Below are 16,523 nucleotides of genomic sequence, written 5' to 3' on the forward strand. Positions count from 1 at the left end.
GGCAGAGTAAAACTTGAAGTGCGACATAAACCACCTAATTAATTTAAAGGGTTTATGGAGTATATAAAATTGTCATACCATCATCTTAACTTTGAAGATCGTACTGCATTAATGCTTGAGTCAAGAAAAGAAGGCTTTTCAGCCAGAAAATTTGCTGAACTCATTAAAAGACATCCTAGTACGATCTATCGTGAGCTTAAAAGAAATAGCATCAATGACGTTTATCAAGCTCGATATGCTTCTGATAACACCTTCGCTAGACGTAGACGTGGTCACAGAAAACTCAAAATCGATTCAATCCTCTGGAAATTTATTGTTGAAGCGATCCGTTGTTTATGGTCTCCTCAGCAAATAGCAAAGCGTTTAAAGACATTTCCTGATTTGGATCAAACAATGAATGTAAGCCATACAACGATTTATTCAACGATACGAGCATTACCCAAGGGTGAGTTGAAAAAAGACTTATTATCCTGTCTGCGTCATGAAAATAAAAAGCGAAAAGCTAACGGTGAACCTAAAAAAGATTCTATATTACAGGATATTAAAACTATTCATGAGCGCCCAGCCGAAGTTCAAGAAAGAAAAATACCGGGTCATTGGGAAGCTGATTTAATTAAAGGTAAAGACAATAAAAGTTCGATAGCAACACTTATTGAACGAAATACACGGCTCTGTATCTTGGCAACATTACCTGATGCAAAGGCAGAATCAGTGCGCAAGGCTTTAACTGAAGCTCTGAAATATTTACCTGCAGAACTGCGTAAAACGTTGACCTATGACCGTGGACGCGAGATGTCAGAACATAAAATACTCGAAGAAGATTTAGGCATAGATGTATATTTCTGTGACCCACATTCACCTTGGCAAAAAGGCACATGCGAAAATATGAATGGTTTAATTAGGCAATATTTACCTAAAGGGATTGATTTAAATCAGGCAGATCAGCATTATTTAAATCAAGTTGCCATGTCACTGAATACTCGTCCTAGAAAGGCGTTAGATTGGCTTACACCATTAGAGAAATTTGCTCAGCTTGTTGATTATCATATGGCTTTTGAAACTGTCGCACCTCATGTTTGAATTCGCCGAGGTTTATAACAACAAATATTATCTATAATTTAATTATGTATATTGAATTAATGATGACCGTCTGAATAAAGAACCCACTTTAATAAGATATATTATTAAAGTGGGTTTTGTTTTATTCGCGCAATAAATAAAACAACTTTAGATTAAGCCTAATGTATTACTATTGTTAGTAAATACCACTAAAAAAATGTTAAGCTGTGTAACATATACAAGAGTATTGTAAAAAATTCTGTAACGAATTCTATTAAGCTAATATAAAAAATATCTATTACTTAATAAGAAAATCTTTAAACCAAATTAAGGCACGGAAGTGTTCTAGTTCAAACAACTAAAGAGTTTCTTTCTTATTCGCTAAAATTCTCTCGGCTTTTCTGATTGCCTGTTGTAAATCAATATCTTCGCACACCCAAAAGGTAAATATTTTTCCAAATAGGTGGAAATGCTGTTTAACATACTGAGAGCTATTGTCCGAATAGTGCTCTTCTATCTTAAAAACATCATTATGATTTTCTATCTTTTGACCGTCTAAAATACCGCCAATACAAATATCCATTTTAGTTCCATACACCTAATTACTTATATTTTAACAAAAAATTTAGAAGCACTTTTAAGAGCACATTTTTATTCTGCTTTTTATTTTTAAAGATAAGTTTAATTAAAACTTATAAAAAACCCACAAGATAGAGTGGGTTTTTAATCTCTACTAAAGCGCTTTAGCCTTAAACATATTCTATTTAAATAATATATTTAAAACAACTCTAGTCGCTCTATGAAATTATGAATTCTGAAGAATCACAATATTTGAAGCTTGTGGGCCTTTTTTACCCTGTACTACAGTAAACTCAACACGTTGACCTTCTAAGAGAACCTTAAAACCTTGTGTTTGAATATCGGTAAAATGAGCGAAAATATCCTTACCTTCATCAGCCGCAATAAAACCAAAACCTTTAGTTTCATTGAACCATTTTACTGTACCAGTAGAAGTAGACATATATTTATCCTAAATTTTAAAATATTATAACTTATTATTGGGGAAACCAATTTAACTAAAAAATAGACGTGAAAACTTAAATATCTGAATGAACCGAAGACTTATAAAGAAAACTGCGAAATAGAAATTTATGATGACAAGAATATTTTGTTAGTTATGCTCGACTATACACGCTTCAAAATCATTTGCAATCGATATTCAAAATAATTAAAGCAAGAAAAATTTTATAGTGTTGACTCCACATCTTTCATCTTGATTTGATTAAAGATCCTTTCAATTAAAAATCTAATATTCTATATTTTAATTGAAAGAAGTACTTTTAATTCTTGAGTTACTGACGCCATTAATAGAATTTCTGTTCACCAGCAGGGCGTGTTTTAAAGCGCCGGTGAAACCACATGTATTGTGTAGGCGCAATACGAATTTGATTCTCAATAATCTTATTTACCCTTTCAGCGTCACTGACTTCACAGCCACTTGGGAAGTTTTCTAATTTTGGCTCTACTAAAACATGATATTGCGGATTACGAATATCACCACTACGGTAAAAATATAAAGGCACGGCTGCTGCTTTTGAGATATCCATTAGTCTGCGATGCGCTGTAACAGTGGCTGCCTGAATACCGAAAAATGATGCCATTACGCCTTGTTTTAAGCCAAAATCCTGATCTGGGCTATACCATATCGCATGACCATGTTTAAGGTTTTGTATGAGTCCACGCATGTTGTCTCGAGCAATTTGGTTTTTATACACTCGCGCACGACTACGATGAATCAGAAAATCTAAAAACGGATTGTTTTGAGGTCGGTAAACCACGTCCATATTAAAGAATAAAGTACACGCCGCTCCACCTGCATCTAAAAGCGTACTGTGGGTACCTAATAAAAGTACGCCATTTTCCTGATTATTGGTTAAGTTCTCTAATCCATCTATGTGAACACGGCTTTTAAACCAGTTTGGGCAGTACCATGCGTTTAGGGCTTCAAACACACCAGTTAAGGTGTCGACGAAAACTTGCTTGGCCTTTGTTTCAATCTGTAGAGGTGTTTTTTCAGGAAAACATGCCTGTAAATTACGTAGCGTTGTTTTTCTTCGAGAACCTAAAGATATCCATGCTATTTTTGATAGAAAATCAGCAAGGCGCCATTGAATAGCCCAAGGTAACATCGCAAATAACATTAGAATAAAAGCTAAAAACCATATACCCCAATATTTAAATGATAAAAAGGAAAATTGAAACTCGCCAGATTTAAACTGCCGTTCATTTTTCGTCATACTATAGATTTCTTGAGGTATAGACTTAGCATACTAACATGCTCAATTTTTAACGTTGTGTGTTTATGTTGCTTTCACTTTTATAGTTTTATATGCCCTATTTATTTATATAAATCTATATTTTAAATATTTAATCTATTTAAGACTTAAATATACATAACCTTCTGTATACATCGATTATTTTCTCATTTAAAGTAAGCGCACAATCTTGCCTCAATTGATAAATAGGATATATCAGCGTGAGCGGTCTTTTAGTATTTATAACAATAGCATTTCTTACCCTATTAAGCCCAGGACCGGGAGTTTTATTTACTGTCACAAACTCAATTAACTATGGTGTTAAAACTGCTTTGTTTGGAATAAGTGGGTTAATTATTGGTATGTTTGTGATTGCTGTAATTTCTGCCAGCGGTGTAGGACTTGTTATTACCAGTAACCCTACTATTTTTACGGTTTTAAAGTTTATTGGTGCATTTTATCTAATGTATCTCGGATATAAAAACTTCACTAAAAAACTTGCAACGCAAGAGTTAATGACCGATCAACAAAAAGATAAAGCTGTAAGTAAATCTAAATTGTTTTATCAGGGCCTATTCGCATCTTTGCTTAATCCTAAAACAATCGTATTTTTTATCGCACTCTTCCCTCAATTTATTGATATCAAGAAAGAGATTTTAAATCAATTTTTAATTCTTTCTTTAACCTTTTGTTTTATTGGTTTTTTAATTCATTTAGTTTACGCAAACTTCTCTTCAATTTTTAAAGAGAAAATGTTAGCTGGAAATAATTTCACGATACTCAATAAAATTAGTGGTGCTATTTTCTTTCTACTTGCCATTTTACTCATCATACAATAAAGCATTGCTCGACCTATTGTTTGTTAAAAAGCCTTAACTCATGGTTAGGCTTTTTAACTCATTAGATCTTTAAACATGTTCTCTTCTAATACATTTTTAGAGTGTTACTCTGTTTAATATCCAACCATAAAAGAAATCTTCGTAGTTAGGGTTGTTCTCGGTAATTTCAATATAATGCTGCCCTTGCATAATATTTAAAATGCGCACAAGTACTTTTTCACCCTCTTTATTACGTCTATTTAAGTACGTAGCCAGTGCTTGCAAAGTAAGAGGTCCGTACTGGCCATCTACCACAAGATTTGACCAACCTTCCTTCCCCTGCTTATTCAGCAGATTTAAAGCACGTTGTAATAAAGGCTTTGTAAAATTGATGCCACAATTTATAGCTGTATCCAGTAACTCTTCTGCAATAGCTGGGCTAATCGCATTAATCTGGTCAAACTGTGGTTCAAGCCAGTATTTTTGCTTATAAATAGATTTGGCGACACTTAAGGGCAAGTCTTGCATGTTGCCTTGATATCCGTTCGATCGAGCGACTGCTTCTGTAATGCCAAATTTAGTCGCATGGCCATGATCTGATGAATGGTTAACATATCCGCCTTCTCGGCTGATAACTTTTTCTAAGTATTGATCAATATTCATTTTATTCTACCTTTATATTTAAAGCTGTCTTTAGCTATTTTGGAGATCATCTTTTGCTTTTTTTAGGTCTTTAATGACCTCTACAATCGTTTTACCTTCTTGTTTATTGATGAAGTTAAATATCCATCTCACAATAGCCCAGCCTGGTAAACCACAAATGAAGAAGAATCCAGATAGGGTGATCATTCCCCAAATATCGGATACCCATTCATGCAGGTTCCATTTCATAATAATGAATGAGCCGCCTGTCAGGCTTGAAACTACGGTACAGATAAGAGCAACAATCCATTCTTGTGGAGAACGAGGAAAACGCATCATTAATACAACTGCGACAACTAAGCTGACTGCTAGAGCCACCATAATTGCAATACTATAAAAATTTAAAAATGTGGCTAACCCACTGCTAGAAACTGTTTCCATGACTTTGTCCTGCGCTAAAGGGTAAAACTTGAAAACTCATCACGTTGACCAACTTGTGGTTTTCAATGTTTATTAATCCCTTCGTTTTCTTTATTACAGTCAATAAAAAACACTAACGCTTTAAAGCAGCGCTAAATTGCAAGACGAACTTATCCTTGACCCCATTTATTTCAGGGGTCCGAGAAAGAATGTTTGTATGCTAAAGCCTGTTAGTGTGCACCGTTTAAGGCTTGTTCAATCAACTCAATCACTGTGATTGCACCAATCGCTTTTTGCATAGAGACTTGATCATCGAATTCGAATGCGTCAACTTCAAGCTCATTTACAATCTGCTTGGCCTCCTCAAGTGCCCTTTTTATTTTTTGTACCTTATATTTGTTTACGTCTTTGGCAATTGTCGGGATATACCCTCCACGTTTTGCATTTTTAAGTTGTTTAGCTCTGTTCTGCATTGCTGTAGTCATTCACTATCTCCAACTCAATGTACTCGTTAGTAAGGCGTCTTTATCGTTTGTTATTCTTGAGGTTTTGATACATTCTTTGAGCAATATAGCTAAGCTATGACTACAAATGTGTGTTCAAAACGTTTCATCTGGTACAACAATCATAAAGAACCAAACTATATGCAATTAAGCCACTAATTTATAAACAAATATTTCCTTTTCTAAAAATGTAAAAAAGTATTAAATTTTGTGGATTTAAGCTTTTTACACGCCTTAATTTTTTGACCAAAAAGTTCATATAAGGCTTTGCCGTATATCGGAAACTTTTGTTAGGTCTCACAATCTTTGTTAAATTCTTCATGTTCTTGATACCCTTTATCGACGAACATTAAGCCTGATCCACGGAAGCGGGCTTTTTTTATTCCAATTTTTGTTTTGATAGCCTGTTTGCAAATAATAATTGAGCTATCTCCCTTTTATTCTGCTACCTCTAGAAACAAAATAAATTTAGCTTCCATCTCAAAGCTTTGATAAAGCGATAAATAGTGACTTAGGCACCACTTAAATTTTCTCTATTCATCTTGAGATATAACTGATATTATAACTATAGTTATTATTAGTCAATAACTATAGTTGTTTTACTAGATATAACTTAAGTTATATATTTGTTATAAGTTTACTGGTGTAACCATTATGGCTCTTAAAGACCGTTTAAAAGACTCTAGAATTAAAGCCAAAAAAACTCAGGCTGAAGTGGCAGAAGCTGTAAAAATGTCGCAACCTGCCTATCAGGCTTTAGAGTCAGGGAAAAATTTAAAATCTGCATTTCTTCCTTTAATTGCCCAATTTTTAGGAGTGGATGGTTATTGGTTAACGACTGGGAATACTGAAGATTCTTTTAGAGAAAGTGATGTATTAAGCCCGACTGTGGTGAGTGCAGAATCTACCGATCAATATGTTTGGATTGAAGTTGTAGAAGCTAACTTTTCTTGCGGGACTGGCGAATCTATTGAATTTCACTTTGATGCTATTAATGGAAAAATTCCTTTCCCCGCTTCATTCTTTAAAGAAAAACGTGTTGCACAAGAATGCATGCGTATTATTAAAGCTAAAGGCGATAGCATGACCGACTACATTAAAGATGGAGATTTGGTCGGTATTGATATCTCACAGACTGAAGTCATTGATGGCGAGATTTATGCGGTTTACTTTGCCGGTGAAGGAATGATTAAACAGATTTTTAAAGAAGCAGATGGTTCTTTAATTTTGCACAGTTTAAATGAAAAATTTAGAGATCGACGCGTAACAGAAGAGAACGGTAAAAACTTTAAGGTCATGGGTCGACAGTTCTGGCGAGCAGGCTAATTTAGTTATTAAATATAATTAAAATAATAATACGAGCTTTTTTAATCCTTTCAGCCTTTTTATAACTTTAATTATTCATATAACCTGTAGACATAAAAAAACCTATCTCCTTTAAAAGAGATAGGTTTTCTCGCTTTATTACCATGGTTTTATCAACAATATGTATTTAAACGATAAAGTTGATTAAACCCGGTATAGAAGCTTTTACCATCTTGGTTTAACTCAATTTCTTCACCAGATTGAAGTTGAATTTTTTTACCAACTTCGACCCAACGATATCCATCGAGAGAGTTTTGTTTACGCACATGAGGAACAATCCTCACATTAATTTCGTTGCCATTTACGGCTGTGGCAATGTGCCACTCATTTACTATATTCACAATCATTCACTCATCACTGAGCTCATGTGATTTTACGGTATGTAATTAGAACGCTAGATTTAGGGTATGGACAGTTCGTCTAGAATTTAATATTTAGCTTTATATAGGGTTATTTATAAGCTAATTGCTTTTCATAATTTTCGTATTATGAAAAGTGGTACATCACAGAGCATAATATTTTTGGATGCGGGAGTCGGATTTGAACCAACGACCTTCGGGTTATGAGCCCGACGAGCTACCAGACTGCTCCACCCCGCAATTGGAAGTAAGCTTTATACGCTCATATATTTTATAAAGCAAACTTTATTTTTTAATCGGTTGTAATTATTAACAATTCTCTTTTTATTATTTTTTCATTTTAACCGTTCAGTCTAAATTCACCTATCAATTTCAATTTTTAATTCTTTAAATTGTTGTATTTATTTTAAATAGAACCCGATATTCATAGACAACAATTGCCTTGGTTGGATGGCTTTTATACTATTTAGTTTGGCCCTTTAATTTTTAGTTCGTATGTCTGAACCTCAGTTTTCCCTTAGTGAATATCTCGGCACAGTTCAGGAAGTCATACGTGTGGCTTTTGATGAGCCAGTTTGGGTAAAAGCAGAAATTCGAAATTTAAATATTAAGGGCGGTCATTACTATTTAGAGCTCGCAGAAAAAGATGCAGAGACTGATAAAGTTATTGCCAGCTGTAAAGCCACGATCTGGAAATTTTCAGCGAGTAAAATTGTTTTAAAGTTCGAACGTGAAACTGGGATTGAGATTTCTAGTGACTTAAATGTACTCATCAAAATTAGAGCACGTTTTGATCCTCAATATGGTTTTTCGGTCAACATCGAAGAGATTGACTCAAGTTTTACATTGGGTGAAATTGCTAAACGTTATCAGCAAATTATTGAACGACTTACTCAAGAAGGTTTAATCCATAAAAATAAACTTCTTCCCACTCCTTTTGATATTCAAAATGTTTTAGTCATTGCTCCTCAAAATGCTGCGGGCCTTGGTGACTTTAAAAAAGATGCAGATGCACTTGAGCGAAATGGGGTTTGCCATTTTGTGTATCACACCGCTACTTTTCAAGGAAACACGGCTGCAACTAGTTTGATTGAATCTTTAGGTTCAGGTTTAAGACAATGGGCCAGTACATTTAACTTTCCACCTGATTTGATTGTGATTATTCGCGGTGGTGGATCGGTGAATGATTTAGCTTATTTAAATGATTATGAACTTGCCGCCCTACTTTGCAAACGCAGTGTACCGATTTGGGTAGGTATTGGTCATGAAAAAGACCGTACTATCTTAGATGAGATTGCACACCGTTCGTTTGACACACCAAGTAAAGTGATTGCTGGTATTCGCAACCACATTGTTGAACGCGTCCAAGAAGCTGTAGATAGTCTGCAAACGATTAAGCTACTTTCTCAGCATCAAATCACGACCTATCAAAGCAAGAATGATCAACTGCTTCATCACATAAAATCTTCAGCACAGAGTCAACTTAGCTCGGCACATCGTTTGCTTGACCAGATGAAAGAACGTATTCAGTTTAGCTCACAACAACAAGTTAAATTTTCATTAGCCCAAATCGAATCTTTGATGAAGGAAATCCTTTTGCAAAACCCGAAACAGGTTCAAGCCAAGGGCTATGCAATTGTTAGATCAGAAGGAAAAGCGATTCGCTCTATACATCAAATTTCAAGCCCCGCCATTGCTATTGAGATGCAAGATGGTGTGGTTGAAGCCAACATTACGCAGGTAATTCCAAATGAAGAATGAAGAGTTAACGTTTAAAGATGGTCATGACATTTTGAAGAAAAATGCCGAATTACTTGAATCTCAGGAAAGCCCGGATATCGATAATTTAATGAAAATTGTTGAAGAATCTATTACGGCTTATAAAGCATGCAAGTCACGTATTGAAGCCGTTCAACAAGCTCTAGATGAGACATTTAAAGAATAAAAAAAGCCCACTCCTACTTCTCATTGAAGGAATGGGCTTAGTGAAATCCACTTAATCCTGAAATGCAAAAATGTGGATTAGGTCACATTTTTACACAGGCATAGTCCCATAACCATTTTAGATGTTCAATATTTTAATTGTGTCTATACGTTAGTTTGGCTTAATTTTCACCATCTCTTAACTAAATGACTTCTATTAAGACCATACAAAACACAAACTTTACTCATGGTTATTGTTAAATTTAATTTAAGAGTTATTCCTCACTGAATGGACCAATTAACTGATAAATTTTGCCGTCTTTAGGGTTTTCATAGAGCAAATCCATATTGGGCAAAATAATATCGTCATTAATTTCAATATGTTCAACACTTTTATGAAGCTCAAGCACGTGGTCATTCATGGGTCTAACTTTTGCCAAAGCAATTGATTCTTTATCAAACTGATCCTTGATAATTACTTTTAATCTTGTCATGAAAATCTCCTGAAAATTAAATTTTTTAATATAAATAAAGGGTTAAGTTTAAAATGAGCTAATCGCAGAATAGCCGATTGGCATCGCAAAAAAAGTTAAAATAAATGCAGCCGTACGTTGTAAATTACGTTGGTTTAACCAAGTTACTTTGTTTGAAATTAATACGGTTCCAAAAGCAATCCATAAAAATGCAATGGGTGTAATTAATGATAAAAAAATAGCAATATGCACAAAATAAACGTGAAGCACTTCCCATGCTGCATGTGGAAAAATAGCAGAAGCAAAGAGTAAAGCTTTAGGATTTAAAAGTGTTGCAACAAATAAAGCCTTAGGCGTAATTAGTGGGCTGTCTAATTTGATATCATTTGTTGATGTTATCCAAAGTTTAAATGCAAGGTAGAGAATAAAAGTTGCACTTATTAACTTTAATAAGGCAGGAAGCCAAGGGATAAAATGTGAAACTGACTCAAGCAAAACACCCCATGAAGTAATTGCAATGAGATAACCCATCACTTCAGCAGGAATAAGTTTAAGAGACTGCTTCACCCCTGCTTGTATTCCAGCCGAGGCTAACAATGTATTTGTTGGGCCTGGAGTCAACAAAATGGTGACCACAAGTCCAATAAACATAAATGACACCATAGGCAACGAACTCTTTAGTTATGCTAGGCGAAATATGTCAAAAAGGAATATCTATTGTCGACATAATGGTTGTAACAAGAAATATTGAATTTTTTTTTAATTTTAAAACAAATAATTAACTCCACCTGACTACAAATTCACTTACTATTTCAATAATTTTAAATATGCAAAATCGATCACAGAAACATAGAATAAGCGCTATTTTTTATGCTCGCTAAACCATTAAATCAAGCTTTTTTTTCACAGAAAAATAAGCCGTTATTTTTAATATTTAACCCTTATTTAGCTTATTTAATAAACGCTTTTTTCTGACTTGAAATTTGAAAATTGATCAATATATAAACAACTAGAAATCGTGATTTTACTGAATATGATGTCCCGTTCCCCATCAATTCTTTGATTGTCGCTTTCATCAAATAAATCAGATGATGGAGGATGCATGATGAATGCTTATGTTCGCCCTCATCCAGATGGTTTTAAATCTTATTTAGGTAAGAATCAGAAAACCGGACTCTACATTGTGCGAGTAGGTTGGACGGTTTATGAAACGAATGGCAATGGCTCTGTGCTGTACATTGTTAAGAATGAAGATACGATTCCATTGGATGTAGAAAAGTTTAAAACTGTCCGCCCCAAAATTTATGCTGCTCTTCTAAGTGAAGTTCAGTTTCAACGCAAGAAACAACTCGCGATTGATCTCCAGCAATCAAACATCCCTTCTTATGACCGTAAAGCCTACAAAAAACGGCGTGGCTTTATAGACTCTTAATTAAAGGTATTTACTTTAAACTCATATAGAAAAAGCACCCTTAGGTGCTTTTTCTTTTAACGACCAGTTGTAATTAATACGAGCATACTCAGTATTAAAGTGCTTAATGATCGTTTGCAATGTATGTGGACTTCATGCTCAGCTCCGTGAGCAAATTGATTAACGTTTTCCATTTCGTGTGCCCTTAAAGTTCACACTGATAATTTGCCCAATTTTCGCACAATAAGAAATTAGCCAAAAGTATTATATCAAATCAAATTTTAAACCTAATGCTAGACAAGTAGTTTTGAAATTTATAACTGAATTAGCTAGATGTAACATTCTTATACGAGGTTAAACCCTATTGAGCGTTTGTAGACCTTTCATTTCAAACTCACCTAGCAAACAAATGATTTTATAAAATGAAAATAGATAACAATATTCTGTTTTTTAATAATAGTCTTCGACAGGAGAACTTTTATGGAAACTCAACAAGAAACCGACTCTTCTTTATTTTGTAATACCTCTACCTCAATTCAAACCTGCATTGAATGTATGATTGCCTGCAAAACATGTGCAGCGGCATGTTTGCAAGAAGAACATGTAAGTATGATGCGTGAATGTATTAAGCATTGCATGACATGTGTAGAAACCTGCCAACTTTGTACGTCTTTAGAACTCAGAAACTCTGAACTAGCAGAATCAGCCATGCAACTTTGTGCGAACGCTTGTCAACTTTGTGCAGCAGAATGCAGTAAACATGACCATGAACACTGCCAAGTTTGTGCTAAAGCGTGCCTTGCTTGCGCACAAGCTTGTCTGGCATATCGCTCCTAAGTGGTATTCACAACTTTAAGCCTACGCAATCTTTAGATCGTAGGCTCATTAAAATTTTTAAATAACTATAGATTAGGTATTTTTTATTTAAGCTGATTACAATTTTTACTTTTTTATAGGCATAAAAAAAACCCGCATCTTGGGGAAAATGCAGGCTCTTAGATCTCCCACAACGACCATGAGTTCATTATTAAACTTGAACTTTAAACCGTTAACCAAATGTACCCTTAATAAAAACAAATTGCAATACAGAAAAGTCTGTATATTTGAAATATTTTATTATTTTTACATTACTTTTTCATAAATAGTTTAAAAATATAAAATATTTCCAAATAAGAAATAGCTTTTTTACAGGCATTAAAAAAGCCCGTTTCACGGGCTTTTCTGCAACGGTGAGCAATATAAGCGTTGTGTCTATCCAACTCTTGTTTGCTCTTTGCTAGCTATATGTAAGGTTTTATCGTATCTTTTGCCCTGTCCCAAGTTTCCCTGTGGAGCGAGGAGATATTACGATTACCTTAGGTACATTTATAGCACATTATTTATTCATGACTAGTCTTGTTCACGTTTTTTTACAAATGAACAAAATACGATCTCTCCTTAATATTTAAGAGTTTTCTACCCCATTTGGATATTGACGAGCGTCATCACAAATTGGATACCACTTCACTTGTGAATTGACAAAAGCATGAGAGATGACTGGCGTCGATATTTCTTCATTAATAAGTCCGACCCTCAGGCGTACCACTTCTGGCTTATCTAGACGTTCACTCCAGATCGGTGAACCGCAAGTTTTACAGAACACTCTCTTTTTGTTTGGAGAAGCAAAATACGCTTGCAAAAGATTTTCACCCTGTACAATCTCTAAATCGCTTTTTTGTACTTGAGTGATGGCAGCAAAAGCAGCCCCTTGTGCTTTTTGGCATTGCTTACAATGACAAACCATAATAGGATTTAATTCAGCATTAATGTTGAGTTGAACGCCATTGCAAAGACAAGAAGCTGTATAAATCATGATTCTACCTTTTTTATTTTTATAAGTTTTAGCTTACACCCACCCCTTTTTCAATATGATCTAAAATGGCACAAGAAGCTTGCTGGTTGCCGCAGCAATCATCGGCTGAAGCCTGCAAAATATTGACCATTTCTTGAAGATGGGCAATTTTCTGTTTTAATTCGGCAATGTGTTTTACGGTTAAGGCTTTCACCTCTGCACTGTGCCGATCTGTATTTTTCCAAAGCGAAATGAGTTCTTTCATCTGTTCAGATGAAAAACCTAACTCTCGGGCATGTTTTAAAAAGTTTAAAGTTTTAAGGTCTGTTTCTGAATAAATGCGATAGCCTGAAGCAGAACGCTGAGCTGCTTCAAGTAAACCGATTTCTTCATAGTAGCGAATCATTTTCGCCGAAATGCCCGAATGTTTGGATGCCTGACCAATATTCATCTCACACCTCAAATACTAAATTTGGTTTAAGATCTGCTGTCATGATCTTAAACCAAAAGTTGATTTTCAGCACGCTTACTGTACTGGCGCATGAAAGCGTTTTAAGCGTAATGCATTACCTAAAACAAAAACCGAAGAAAGTGCCATTGCACCTGCTGCAAACATTGGCGAGAGTAAAACGCCAAATGCTGGATATAGCGCACCTGCTGCAATTGGAATTAGGGCTACGTTATATACAAATGCCCAGAACAGGTTTTGACGTATGTTTCGCATGGTGGCTTTACTTAATGCAATTGCATTCGGCACGCCTTTTAAACTACCTGACATCAGCACCACATCTGCAGCTTCAATGGCAACATCTGTGCCTGTACCAATGGCTAAACCGACATCTGCTTGCGCCAAGGCTGGTGCATCGTTAATGCCATCACCTACAAAGGCCAAACGACCATATTGTTTTTGCAGTTGGCGAACTGTGTCCACTTTGCCTTCGGGTAAAACCTCTGCCACAACTTCATCAATGTTCAGCTTTTTGGCAATTGCTTGCGCCGTATGACGGTTGTCTCCTGTAATCATGGCAACCTTGAGACCTAATTGATGCAAGACCTCAATCGCAGCATAGGTTGTTTCTTTAATTGGGTCTGCCACGGCAATAATTGCAGCAAGTTTCTGATCAATAGCAACGTATAGCGGTGTTTTGCCTTCTTCACCCAATTGAGCAGCAATCGCTTGGAATGAGCTAGTGTCTAAACCAAGTTGATGCATATAACGATCTGCGCCAATTTGTACTTTTTGACCTAAAACTTCCGCTTCAATACCTGAGCCTGTAATCGAATTAAATGCTGTTACTGGTAATAAGTTTAGGCCTTCACTTTCTGCTGCTTGAACAATCGCGAGTGCAATCGGGTGTTCAGACTTGGCTTCGACTGAGGCAACTAAAGTCAGCACTTGTTTGCGTTCAAAGCCCTGTTGCACATTAAAGTCAGTCAGTGTCGGTTTGCCTTCGGTGAGTGTACCCGTTTTATCAACTGCAACGACCTGCGCTTCTTGTAAAAGCTGCAAAGCTTCACCTTTACGGAACAAGACACCTAACTCAGCACCACGTCCAGTACCGACCATAATAGAAGTTGGTGTTGCAAGTCCCATCGCACAAGGACACGCAATAATTAGTACCGCAACAGCATTCACCAGACCAAAAGTGAGCGCAGGCTCTGGTCCCCAAATAAACCAAACCAAGAAAGTAATTGCAGCAATTAACATCACTACAGGTACAAACCACATAGTGACTTTATCGACCAAACCCTGAATCGGAAGTTTAGAACCTTGGGCTTGCTCAACCATACGAATAATTTGTGAAAGTACAGATGAGCTACCCACCGCGGTTGCCCGAATGTTCAGTGTTCCGTTTTGATTGACCGTACCACCGACCACCTGTTGTCCCACTACTTTTTCGACTGGGACAGGTTCACCCGTAATCATAGATTCATCAATGTAGCTGTGCCCTTCAACCACTTCACCATCGACTGGCACACGTTCACCCGGACGAATTTCTACGATAGTTCCACTGACCACTTCAGCAACAGCAACTTCAACCACTTGACCGTCACGTTGAATACGGGCTGTTTTAGGCTGCATTCCTACCAAATGTTGAATCGCTTGCGAAGTACGTCCTTTAGCTTTGGCTTCAAAATAACGTCCGAGTAAAATTAAACTGACAATAACGGCAGCCGCTTCAAAGTAAACATTGACCGTGCCTTGTGGTAACACATGCGGCATAAAGGTTGCTACGACCGAGAAACTGTAGGCAGCCAAGGTTCCAACTGCCACTAGCGAGTTCATATCTGGTGCCAAACGCCACAGGGCTGGAATCCCTTTTTGATAAAAACGGCGACCTGGAAAAACGAGCACTAATGTAGTCAAAGCAAACTGTAAAAGCCAGCTGTTGTATTGACCAATCGTGTCCATGATCCACATGTGAAAAGCTGGAATGAGATGTGAACCCATTTCCAAAATAAACACAGGTAAGGCCAACACAATCGAAATGATCAAATCTTTTTTTAGCTGATCTAACTCTGACGCTTTTTTATCGAGTTGCTCATCTTGATTTTTTTCAGATGCTTTAGCGTCGTAACCTGCTTTTTTAACAGCGCGAATTAAGTCTTCAACATTAACTGATGCATCTGCTTGTACCCAAGCCTGCTCTGTTGCTAAGTTGACCGTAGCTTGTTGAACACCGTCTACTTTTTTAAGGGCTTTTTCTACACGTGCAACACAAGATGCACAGGTCATGCCCTCAATAGACAACTCAACTGGCGCAGCTTTGGGAACATCATAACCTGCTCGTTCAACTGCTTTAACCAGTGCTTCGCGCTGGATTGGTTGATTTGAATAAACAACCGCTTTTTCTGTTGCCAAATTAACGTTAGCAATCTCTATATTTTCAACTTTCTTAAGTGCTTTTTCGACACGACCTACACACGAGGCACAGGTCATGCCCTCAATTGAGAGTGTTTCACTATATGCTGGCAATTTTGTGTTTTTTGAGTCCATCAAACACCTCTGCAAATCTGCAAAATTTAATATTCTGTATTGAGCATACAGATTCCCATCATGGGAAGGTCAAGCATATTTTTTTAAAAATTTGGTCTTGACCTTACAATCATGACAAGGTTTAGACTCAGTGTTATCCAAACAAACATCTCATTCTTGATGGAGTATGAACATGAAACTACTTATTGAAAATATGACATGTGGCGGCTGCGCACGTGGTGTGACTGCAACGATTCAGGACGTCGACCCAAATGCAAAAGTAGATGTAGACTTAGCAACCAAAATCGTGACCGTTGAAAGCAGTGAAAGCATCGATAAAATTACCGAAGCACTTGAAGAAGATGGTTTCCCAGCGAAAGTGCAATAATCAATAAGGCCTAACGTTTAAAGTTAGGCCTTTATTTTG

Annotated in this window: 20 protein-coding genes and 1 tRNA gene; 8 read left to right on the plus strand and 13 right to left on the minus strand. The window is 36.2% G+C overall.

Annotation, left to right across the window (positions count from 1 at the left end):
* Nucleotides 1-54: 54 nt before the first annotated feature.
* The gene (locus MKL51_RS06425) at nucleotides 55-1,080 is read left to right on the plus strand and encodes an IS30-like element ISAba125 family transposase (RefSeq protein WP_004994718.1); all 1,026 of its coding nucleotides are present in this window, start codon (nucleotides 55-57) and stop codon (nucleotides 1,078-1,080) included.
* 337 nt (nucleotides 1,081-1,417) lie between these two features.
* Here the strand turns inward: MKL51_RS06425 and MKL51_RS06430 are convergent, their stop codons facing one another.
* The 3 genes from MKL51_RS06430 to MKL51_RS06440 form a co-directional block, all read right to left on the minus strand.
* Nucleotides 1,418-1,642 carry a hypothetical protein gene (locus MKL51_RS06430; RefSeq protein WP_002117453.1) on the minus strand — a complete coding sequence of 75 codons (225 nt, stop codon included), beginning with the start codon at nucleotides 1,640-1,642 and terminating at the stop codon, nucleotides 1,418-1,420.
* 222 nt (nucleotides 1,643-1,864) lie between these two features.
* Nucleotides 1,865-2,080 (minus strand): cold-shock protein, encoded by a 216-nt coding sequence (locus tag MKL51_RS06435; protein WP_005070223.1) that lies wholly within the window; start codon nucleotides 2,078-2,080, stop codon nucleotides 1,865-1,867.
* A 343-nt stretch (nucleotides 2,081-2,423) separates the two neighbouring features.
* Nucleotides 2,424-3,356, minus strand: a complete 933-nt coding sequence (locus MKL51_RS06440) for an LpxL/LpxP family acyltransferase (RefSeq protein ID WP_017481395.1) — start codon at nucleotides 3,354-3,356, stop codon at nucleotides 2,424-2,426.
* Between the two features lie 239 nt (nucleotides 3,357-3,595).
* Between MKL51_RS06440 and MKL51_RS06445 the strand changes: the two genes are divergently transcribed.
* On the plus strand, nucleotides 3,596-4,213 hold the full coding sequence (locus MKL51_RS06445) for a LysE family translocator (protein ID WP_017481394.1): 618 nt from the start codon (nucleotides 3,596-3,598) through the stop codon (nucleotides 4,211-4,213).
* 96 nt (nucleotides 4,214-4,309) lie between these two features.
* Here the strand turns inward: MKL51_RS06445 and MKL51_RS06450 are convergent, their stop codons facing one another.
* The 3 genes from MKL51_RS06450 to MKL51_RS06460 all read right to left on the minus strand — a co-directional run bounded on the left by MKL51_RS06450 (nucleotide 4,310) and on the right by MKL51_RS06460 (nucleotide 5,739).
* On the minus strand, nucleotides 4,310-4,855 hold the full coding sequence (locus tag MKL51_RS06450; protein WP_017481393.1) for a glycoside hydrolase family 108 protein: 546 nt from the start codon (nucleotides 4,853-4,855) through the stop codon (nucleotides 4,310-4,312).
* A 30-nt stretch (nucleotides 4,856-4,885) separates the two neighbouring features.
* Nucleotides 4,886-5,275: a hypothetical protein gene (locus tag MKL51_RS06455; RefSeq protein WP_002119864.1), complete on the minus strand. Its 390-nt coding sequence runs from the start codon at nucleotides 5,273-5,275 to the stop codon at nucleotides 4,886-4,888.
* A gap of 209 nt (nucleotides 5,276-5,484) precedes the next feature.
* Nucleotides 5,485-5,739, minus strand: a complete 255-nt coding sequence (locus MKL51_RS06460) for a hypothetical protein (RefSeq protein ID WP_017481392.1) — start codon at nucleotides 5,737-5,739, stop codon at nucleotides 5,485-5,487.
* A 672-nt stretch (nucleotides 5,740-6,411) separates the two neighbouring features.
* On the opposite strand from MKL51_RS06460, the gene MKL51_RS06465 reads away from it, so the two are divergent.
* Nucleotides 6,412-7,083 carry an XRE family transcriptional regulator gene (locus tag MKL51_RS06465; RefSeq protein WP_017481391.1) on the plus strand — a complete coding sequence of 224 codons (672 nt, stop codon included), beginning with the start codon at nucleotides 6,412-6,414 and terminating at the stop codon, nucleotides 7,081-7,083.
* A gap of 152 nt (nucleotides 7,084-7,235) precedes the next feature.
* Here the strand turns inward: MKL51_RS06465 and MKL51_RS06470 are convergent, their stop codons facing one another.
* Together MKL51_RS06470 and MKL51_RS06475 are read right to left on the minus strand one after the other, a co-directional pair.
* Complete coding sequence (locus tag MKL51_RS06470; RefSeq protein WP_005070233.1) at nucleotides 7,236-7,469, minus strand: hypothetical protein; 234 nt, start codon at nucleotides 7,467-7,469, stop codon at nucleotides 7,236-7,238.
* Nucleotides 7,470-7,644: 175 nt separating this feature from the next.
* A tRNA-Met gene (locus MKL51_RS06475) sits at nucleotides 7,645-7,721 on the minus strand.
* A gap of 255 nt (nucleotides 7,722-7,976) precedes the next feature.
* Here MKL51_RS06475 and xseA point away from each other — a divergent pair.
* Together xseA and xseB are read left to right on the plus strand one after the other, a co-directional pair.
* Complete coding sequence (gene xseA, locus MKL51_RS06480; protein WP_017481390.1) at nucleotides 7,977-9,242, plus strand: exodeoxyribonuclease VII large subunit; 1,266 nt, start codon at nucleotides 7,977-7,979, stop codon at nucleotides 9,240-9,242.
* Nucleotides 9,232-9,426 carry an exodeoxyribonuclease VII small subunit gene (gene xseB / locus MKL51_RS06485; protein WP_002119890.1) on the plus strand — a complete coding sequence of 65 codons (195 nt, stop codon included), beginning with the start codon at nucleotides 9,232-9,234 and terminating at the stop codon, nucleotides 9,424-9,426. Before xseA ends, xseB begins: the two co-directional genes overlap by 11 nt.
* A gap of 253 nt (nucleotides 9,427-9,679) precedes the next feature.
* On the opposite strand, the gene MKL51_RS06490 is transcribed toward xseB, so the two are convergent.
* Both MKL51_RS06490 and MKL51_RS06495 read right to left on the minus strand, forming a co-directional pair.
* Nucleotides 9,680-9,898, minus strand: a complete 219-nt coding sequence (locus tag MKL51_RS06490; RefSeq protein WP_017481389.1) for a hypothetical protein — start codon at nucleotides 9,896-9,898, stop codon at nucleotides 9,680-9,682.
* Between the two features lie 48 nt (nucleotides 9,899-9,946).
* Nucleotides 9,947-10,540: a LysE family translocator gene (locus MKL51_RS06495; protein ID WP_005802640.1), complete on the minus strand. Its 594-nt coding sequence runs from the start codon at nucleotides 10,538-10,540 to the stop codon at nucleotides 9,947-9,949.
* Between the two features lie 439 nt (nucleotides 10,541-10,979).
* Between MKL51_RS06495 and MKL51_RS06500 the strand changes: the two genes are divergently transcribed.
* Together MKL51_RS06500 and MKL51_RS06505 are read left to right on the plus strand one after the other, a co-directional pair.
* A complete protein-coding gene (locus MKL51_RS06500; protein WP_030039608.1) occupies nucleotides 10,980-11,309 on the plus strand; it encodes a hypothetical protein in 330 nt (109 codons plus the stop codon).
* Between the two features lie 459 nt (nucleotides 11,310-11,768).
* Nucleotides 11,769-12,125 (plus strand): four-helix bundle copper-binding protein, encoded by a 357-nt coding sequence (locus MKL51_RS06505; protein WP_017481387.1) that lies wholly within the window; start codon nucleotides 11,769-11,771, stop codon nucleotides 12,123-12,125.
* Nucleotides 12,126-12,732: 607 nt separating this feature from the next.
* On the opposite strand, the gene MKL51_RS06510 is transcribed toward MKL51_RS06505, so the two are convergent.
* From MKL51_RS06510 to MKL51_RS06520, 3 genes are all read right to left on the minus strand, one after another.
* Nucleotides 12,733-13,140, minus strand: coding sequence for a GFA family protein (locus tag MKL51_RS06510; protein ID WP_017481386.1), 408 nt, complete (start codon nucleotides 13,138-13,140; stop codon nucleotides 12,733-12,735).
* A gap of 28 nt (nucleotides 13,141-13,168) precedes the next feature.
* Nucleotides 13,169-13,570 (minus strand): Cu(I)-responsive transcriptional regulator, encoded by a 402-nt coding sequence (gene cueR / locus MKL51_RS06515; protein WP_005070253.1) that lies wholly within the window; start codon nucleotides 13,568-13,570, stop codon nucleotides 13,169-13,171.
* 75 nt (nucleotides 13,571-13,645) lie between these two features.
* Complete coding sequence (locus MKL51_RS06520; RefSeq protein WP_017481385.1) at nucleotides 13,646-16,117, minus strand: heavy metal translocating P-type ATPase; 2,472 nt, start codon at nucleotides 16,115-16,117, stop codon at nucleotides 13,646-13,648.
* Nucleotides 16,118-16,283: 166 nt separating this feature from the next.
* Here MKL51_RS06520 and MKL51_RS06525 point away from each other — a divergent pair, with 166 nt between their 5' ends.
* Nucleotides 16,284-16,484, plus strand: coding sequence for a heavy-metal-associated domain-containing protein (locus MKL51_RS06525; RefSeq protein ID WP_078210158.1), 201 nt, complete (start codon nucleotides 16,284-16,286; stop codon nucleotides 16,482-16,484).
* Nucleotides 16,485-16,523: the final 39 nt, after the last annotated feature.

Origin of the sequence: Acinetobacter sp. AOR18_HL, from assembly GCF_027855145.1 — a bacterium.
GTDB lineage: Bacteria > Pseudomonadota > Gammaproteobacteria > Pseudomonadales > Moraxellaceae > Acinetobacter > Acinetobacter pittii.

Coding starts and splice junctions, on each gene's coding strand:
- MKL51_RS06425 (WP_004994718.1), top strand. CDS start 55: ATGGAGTATATAAAATTGTCATACCATCATCTTAACTTTGAAGATCGT.
- MKL51_RS06430 (WP_002117453.1), bottom strand. CDS start 1,642: ATGGATATTTGTATTGGCGGTATTTTAGACGGTCAAAAGATAGAAAAT.
- MKL51_RS06435 (WP_005070223.1), bottom strand. CDS start 2,080: ATGTCTACTTCTACTGGTACAGTAAAATGGTTCAATGAAACTAAAGGT.
- MKL51_RS06440 (WP_017481395.1), bottom strand. CDS start 3,356: ATGACGAAAAATGAACGGCAGTTTAAATCTGGCGAGTTTCAATTTTCC.
- MKL51_RS06450 (WP_017481393.1), bottom strand. CDS start 4,855: ATGAATATTGATCAATACTTAGAAAAAGTTATCAGCCGAGAAGGCGGA.
- MKL51_RS06455 (WP_002119864.1), bottom strand. CDS start 5,275: ATGGAAACAGTTTCTAGCAGTGGGTTAGCCACATTTTTAAATTTTTAT.
- MKL51_RS06460 (WP_017481392.1), bottom strand. CDS start 5,739: ATGACTACAGCAATGCAGAACAGAGCTAAACAACTTAAAAATGCAAAA.
- MKL51_RS06465 (WP_017481391.1), top strand. CDS start 6,412: ATGGCTCTTAAAGACCGTTTAAAAGACTCTAGAATTAAAGCCAAAAAA.
- MKL51_RS06470 (WP_005070233.1), bottom strand. CDS start 7,469: ATGATTGTGAATATAGTAAATGAGTGGCACATTGCCACAGCCGTAAAT.
- xseA (WP_017481390.1), top strand. CDS start 7,977: ATGTCTGAACCTCAGTTTTCCCTTAGTGAATATCTCGGCACAGTTCAG.
- xseB (WP_002119890.1), top strand. CDS start 9,232: ATGAAGAATGAAGAGTTAACGTTTAAAGATGGTCATGACATTTTGAAG.
- MKL51_RS06490 (WP_017481389.1), bottom strand. CDS start 9,898: ATGACAAGATTAAAAGTAATTATCAAGGATCAGTTTGATAAAGAATCA.
- MKL51_RS06495 (WP_005802640.1), bottom strand. CDS start 10,540: ATGGTGTCATTTATGTTTATTGGACTTGTGGTCACCATTTTGTTGACT.
- MKL51_RS06500 (WP_030039608.1), top strand. CDS start 10,980: ATGATGAATGCTTATGTTCGCCCTCATCCAGATGGTTTTAAATCTTAT.
- MKL51_RS06505 (WP_017481387.1), top strand. CDS start 11,769: ATGGAAACTCAACAAGAAACCGACTCTTCTTTATTTTGTAATACCTCT.
- MKL51_RS06510 (WP_017481386.1), bottom strand. CDS start 13,140: ATGATTTATACAGCTTCTTGTCTTTGCAATGGCGTTCAACTCAACATT.
- cueR (WP_005070253.1), bottom strand. CDS start 13,570: ATGAATATTGGTCAGGCATCCAAACATTCGGGCATTTCGGCGAAAATG.
- MKL51_RS06520 (WP_017481385.1), bottom strand. CDS start 16,117: ATGGACTCAAAAAACACAAAATTGCCAGCATATAGTGAAACACTCTCA.
- MKL51_RS06525 (WP_078210158.1), top strand. CDS start 16,284: ATGAACATGAAACTACTTATTGAAAATATGACATGTGGCGGCTGCGCA.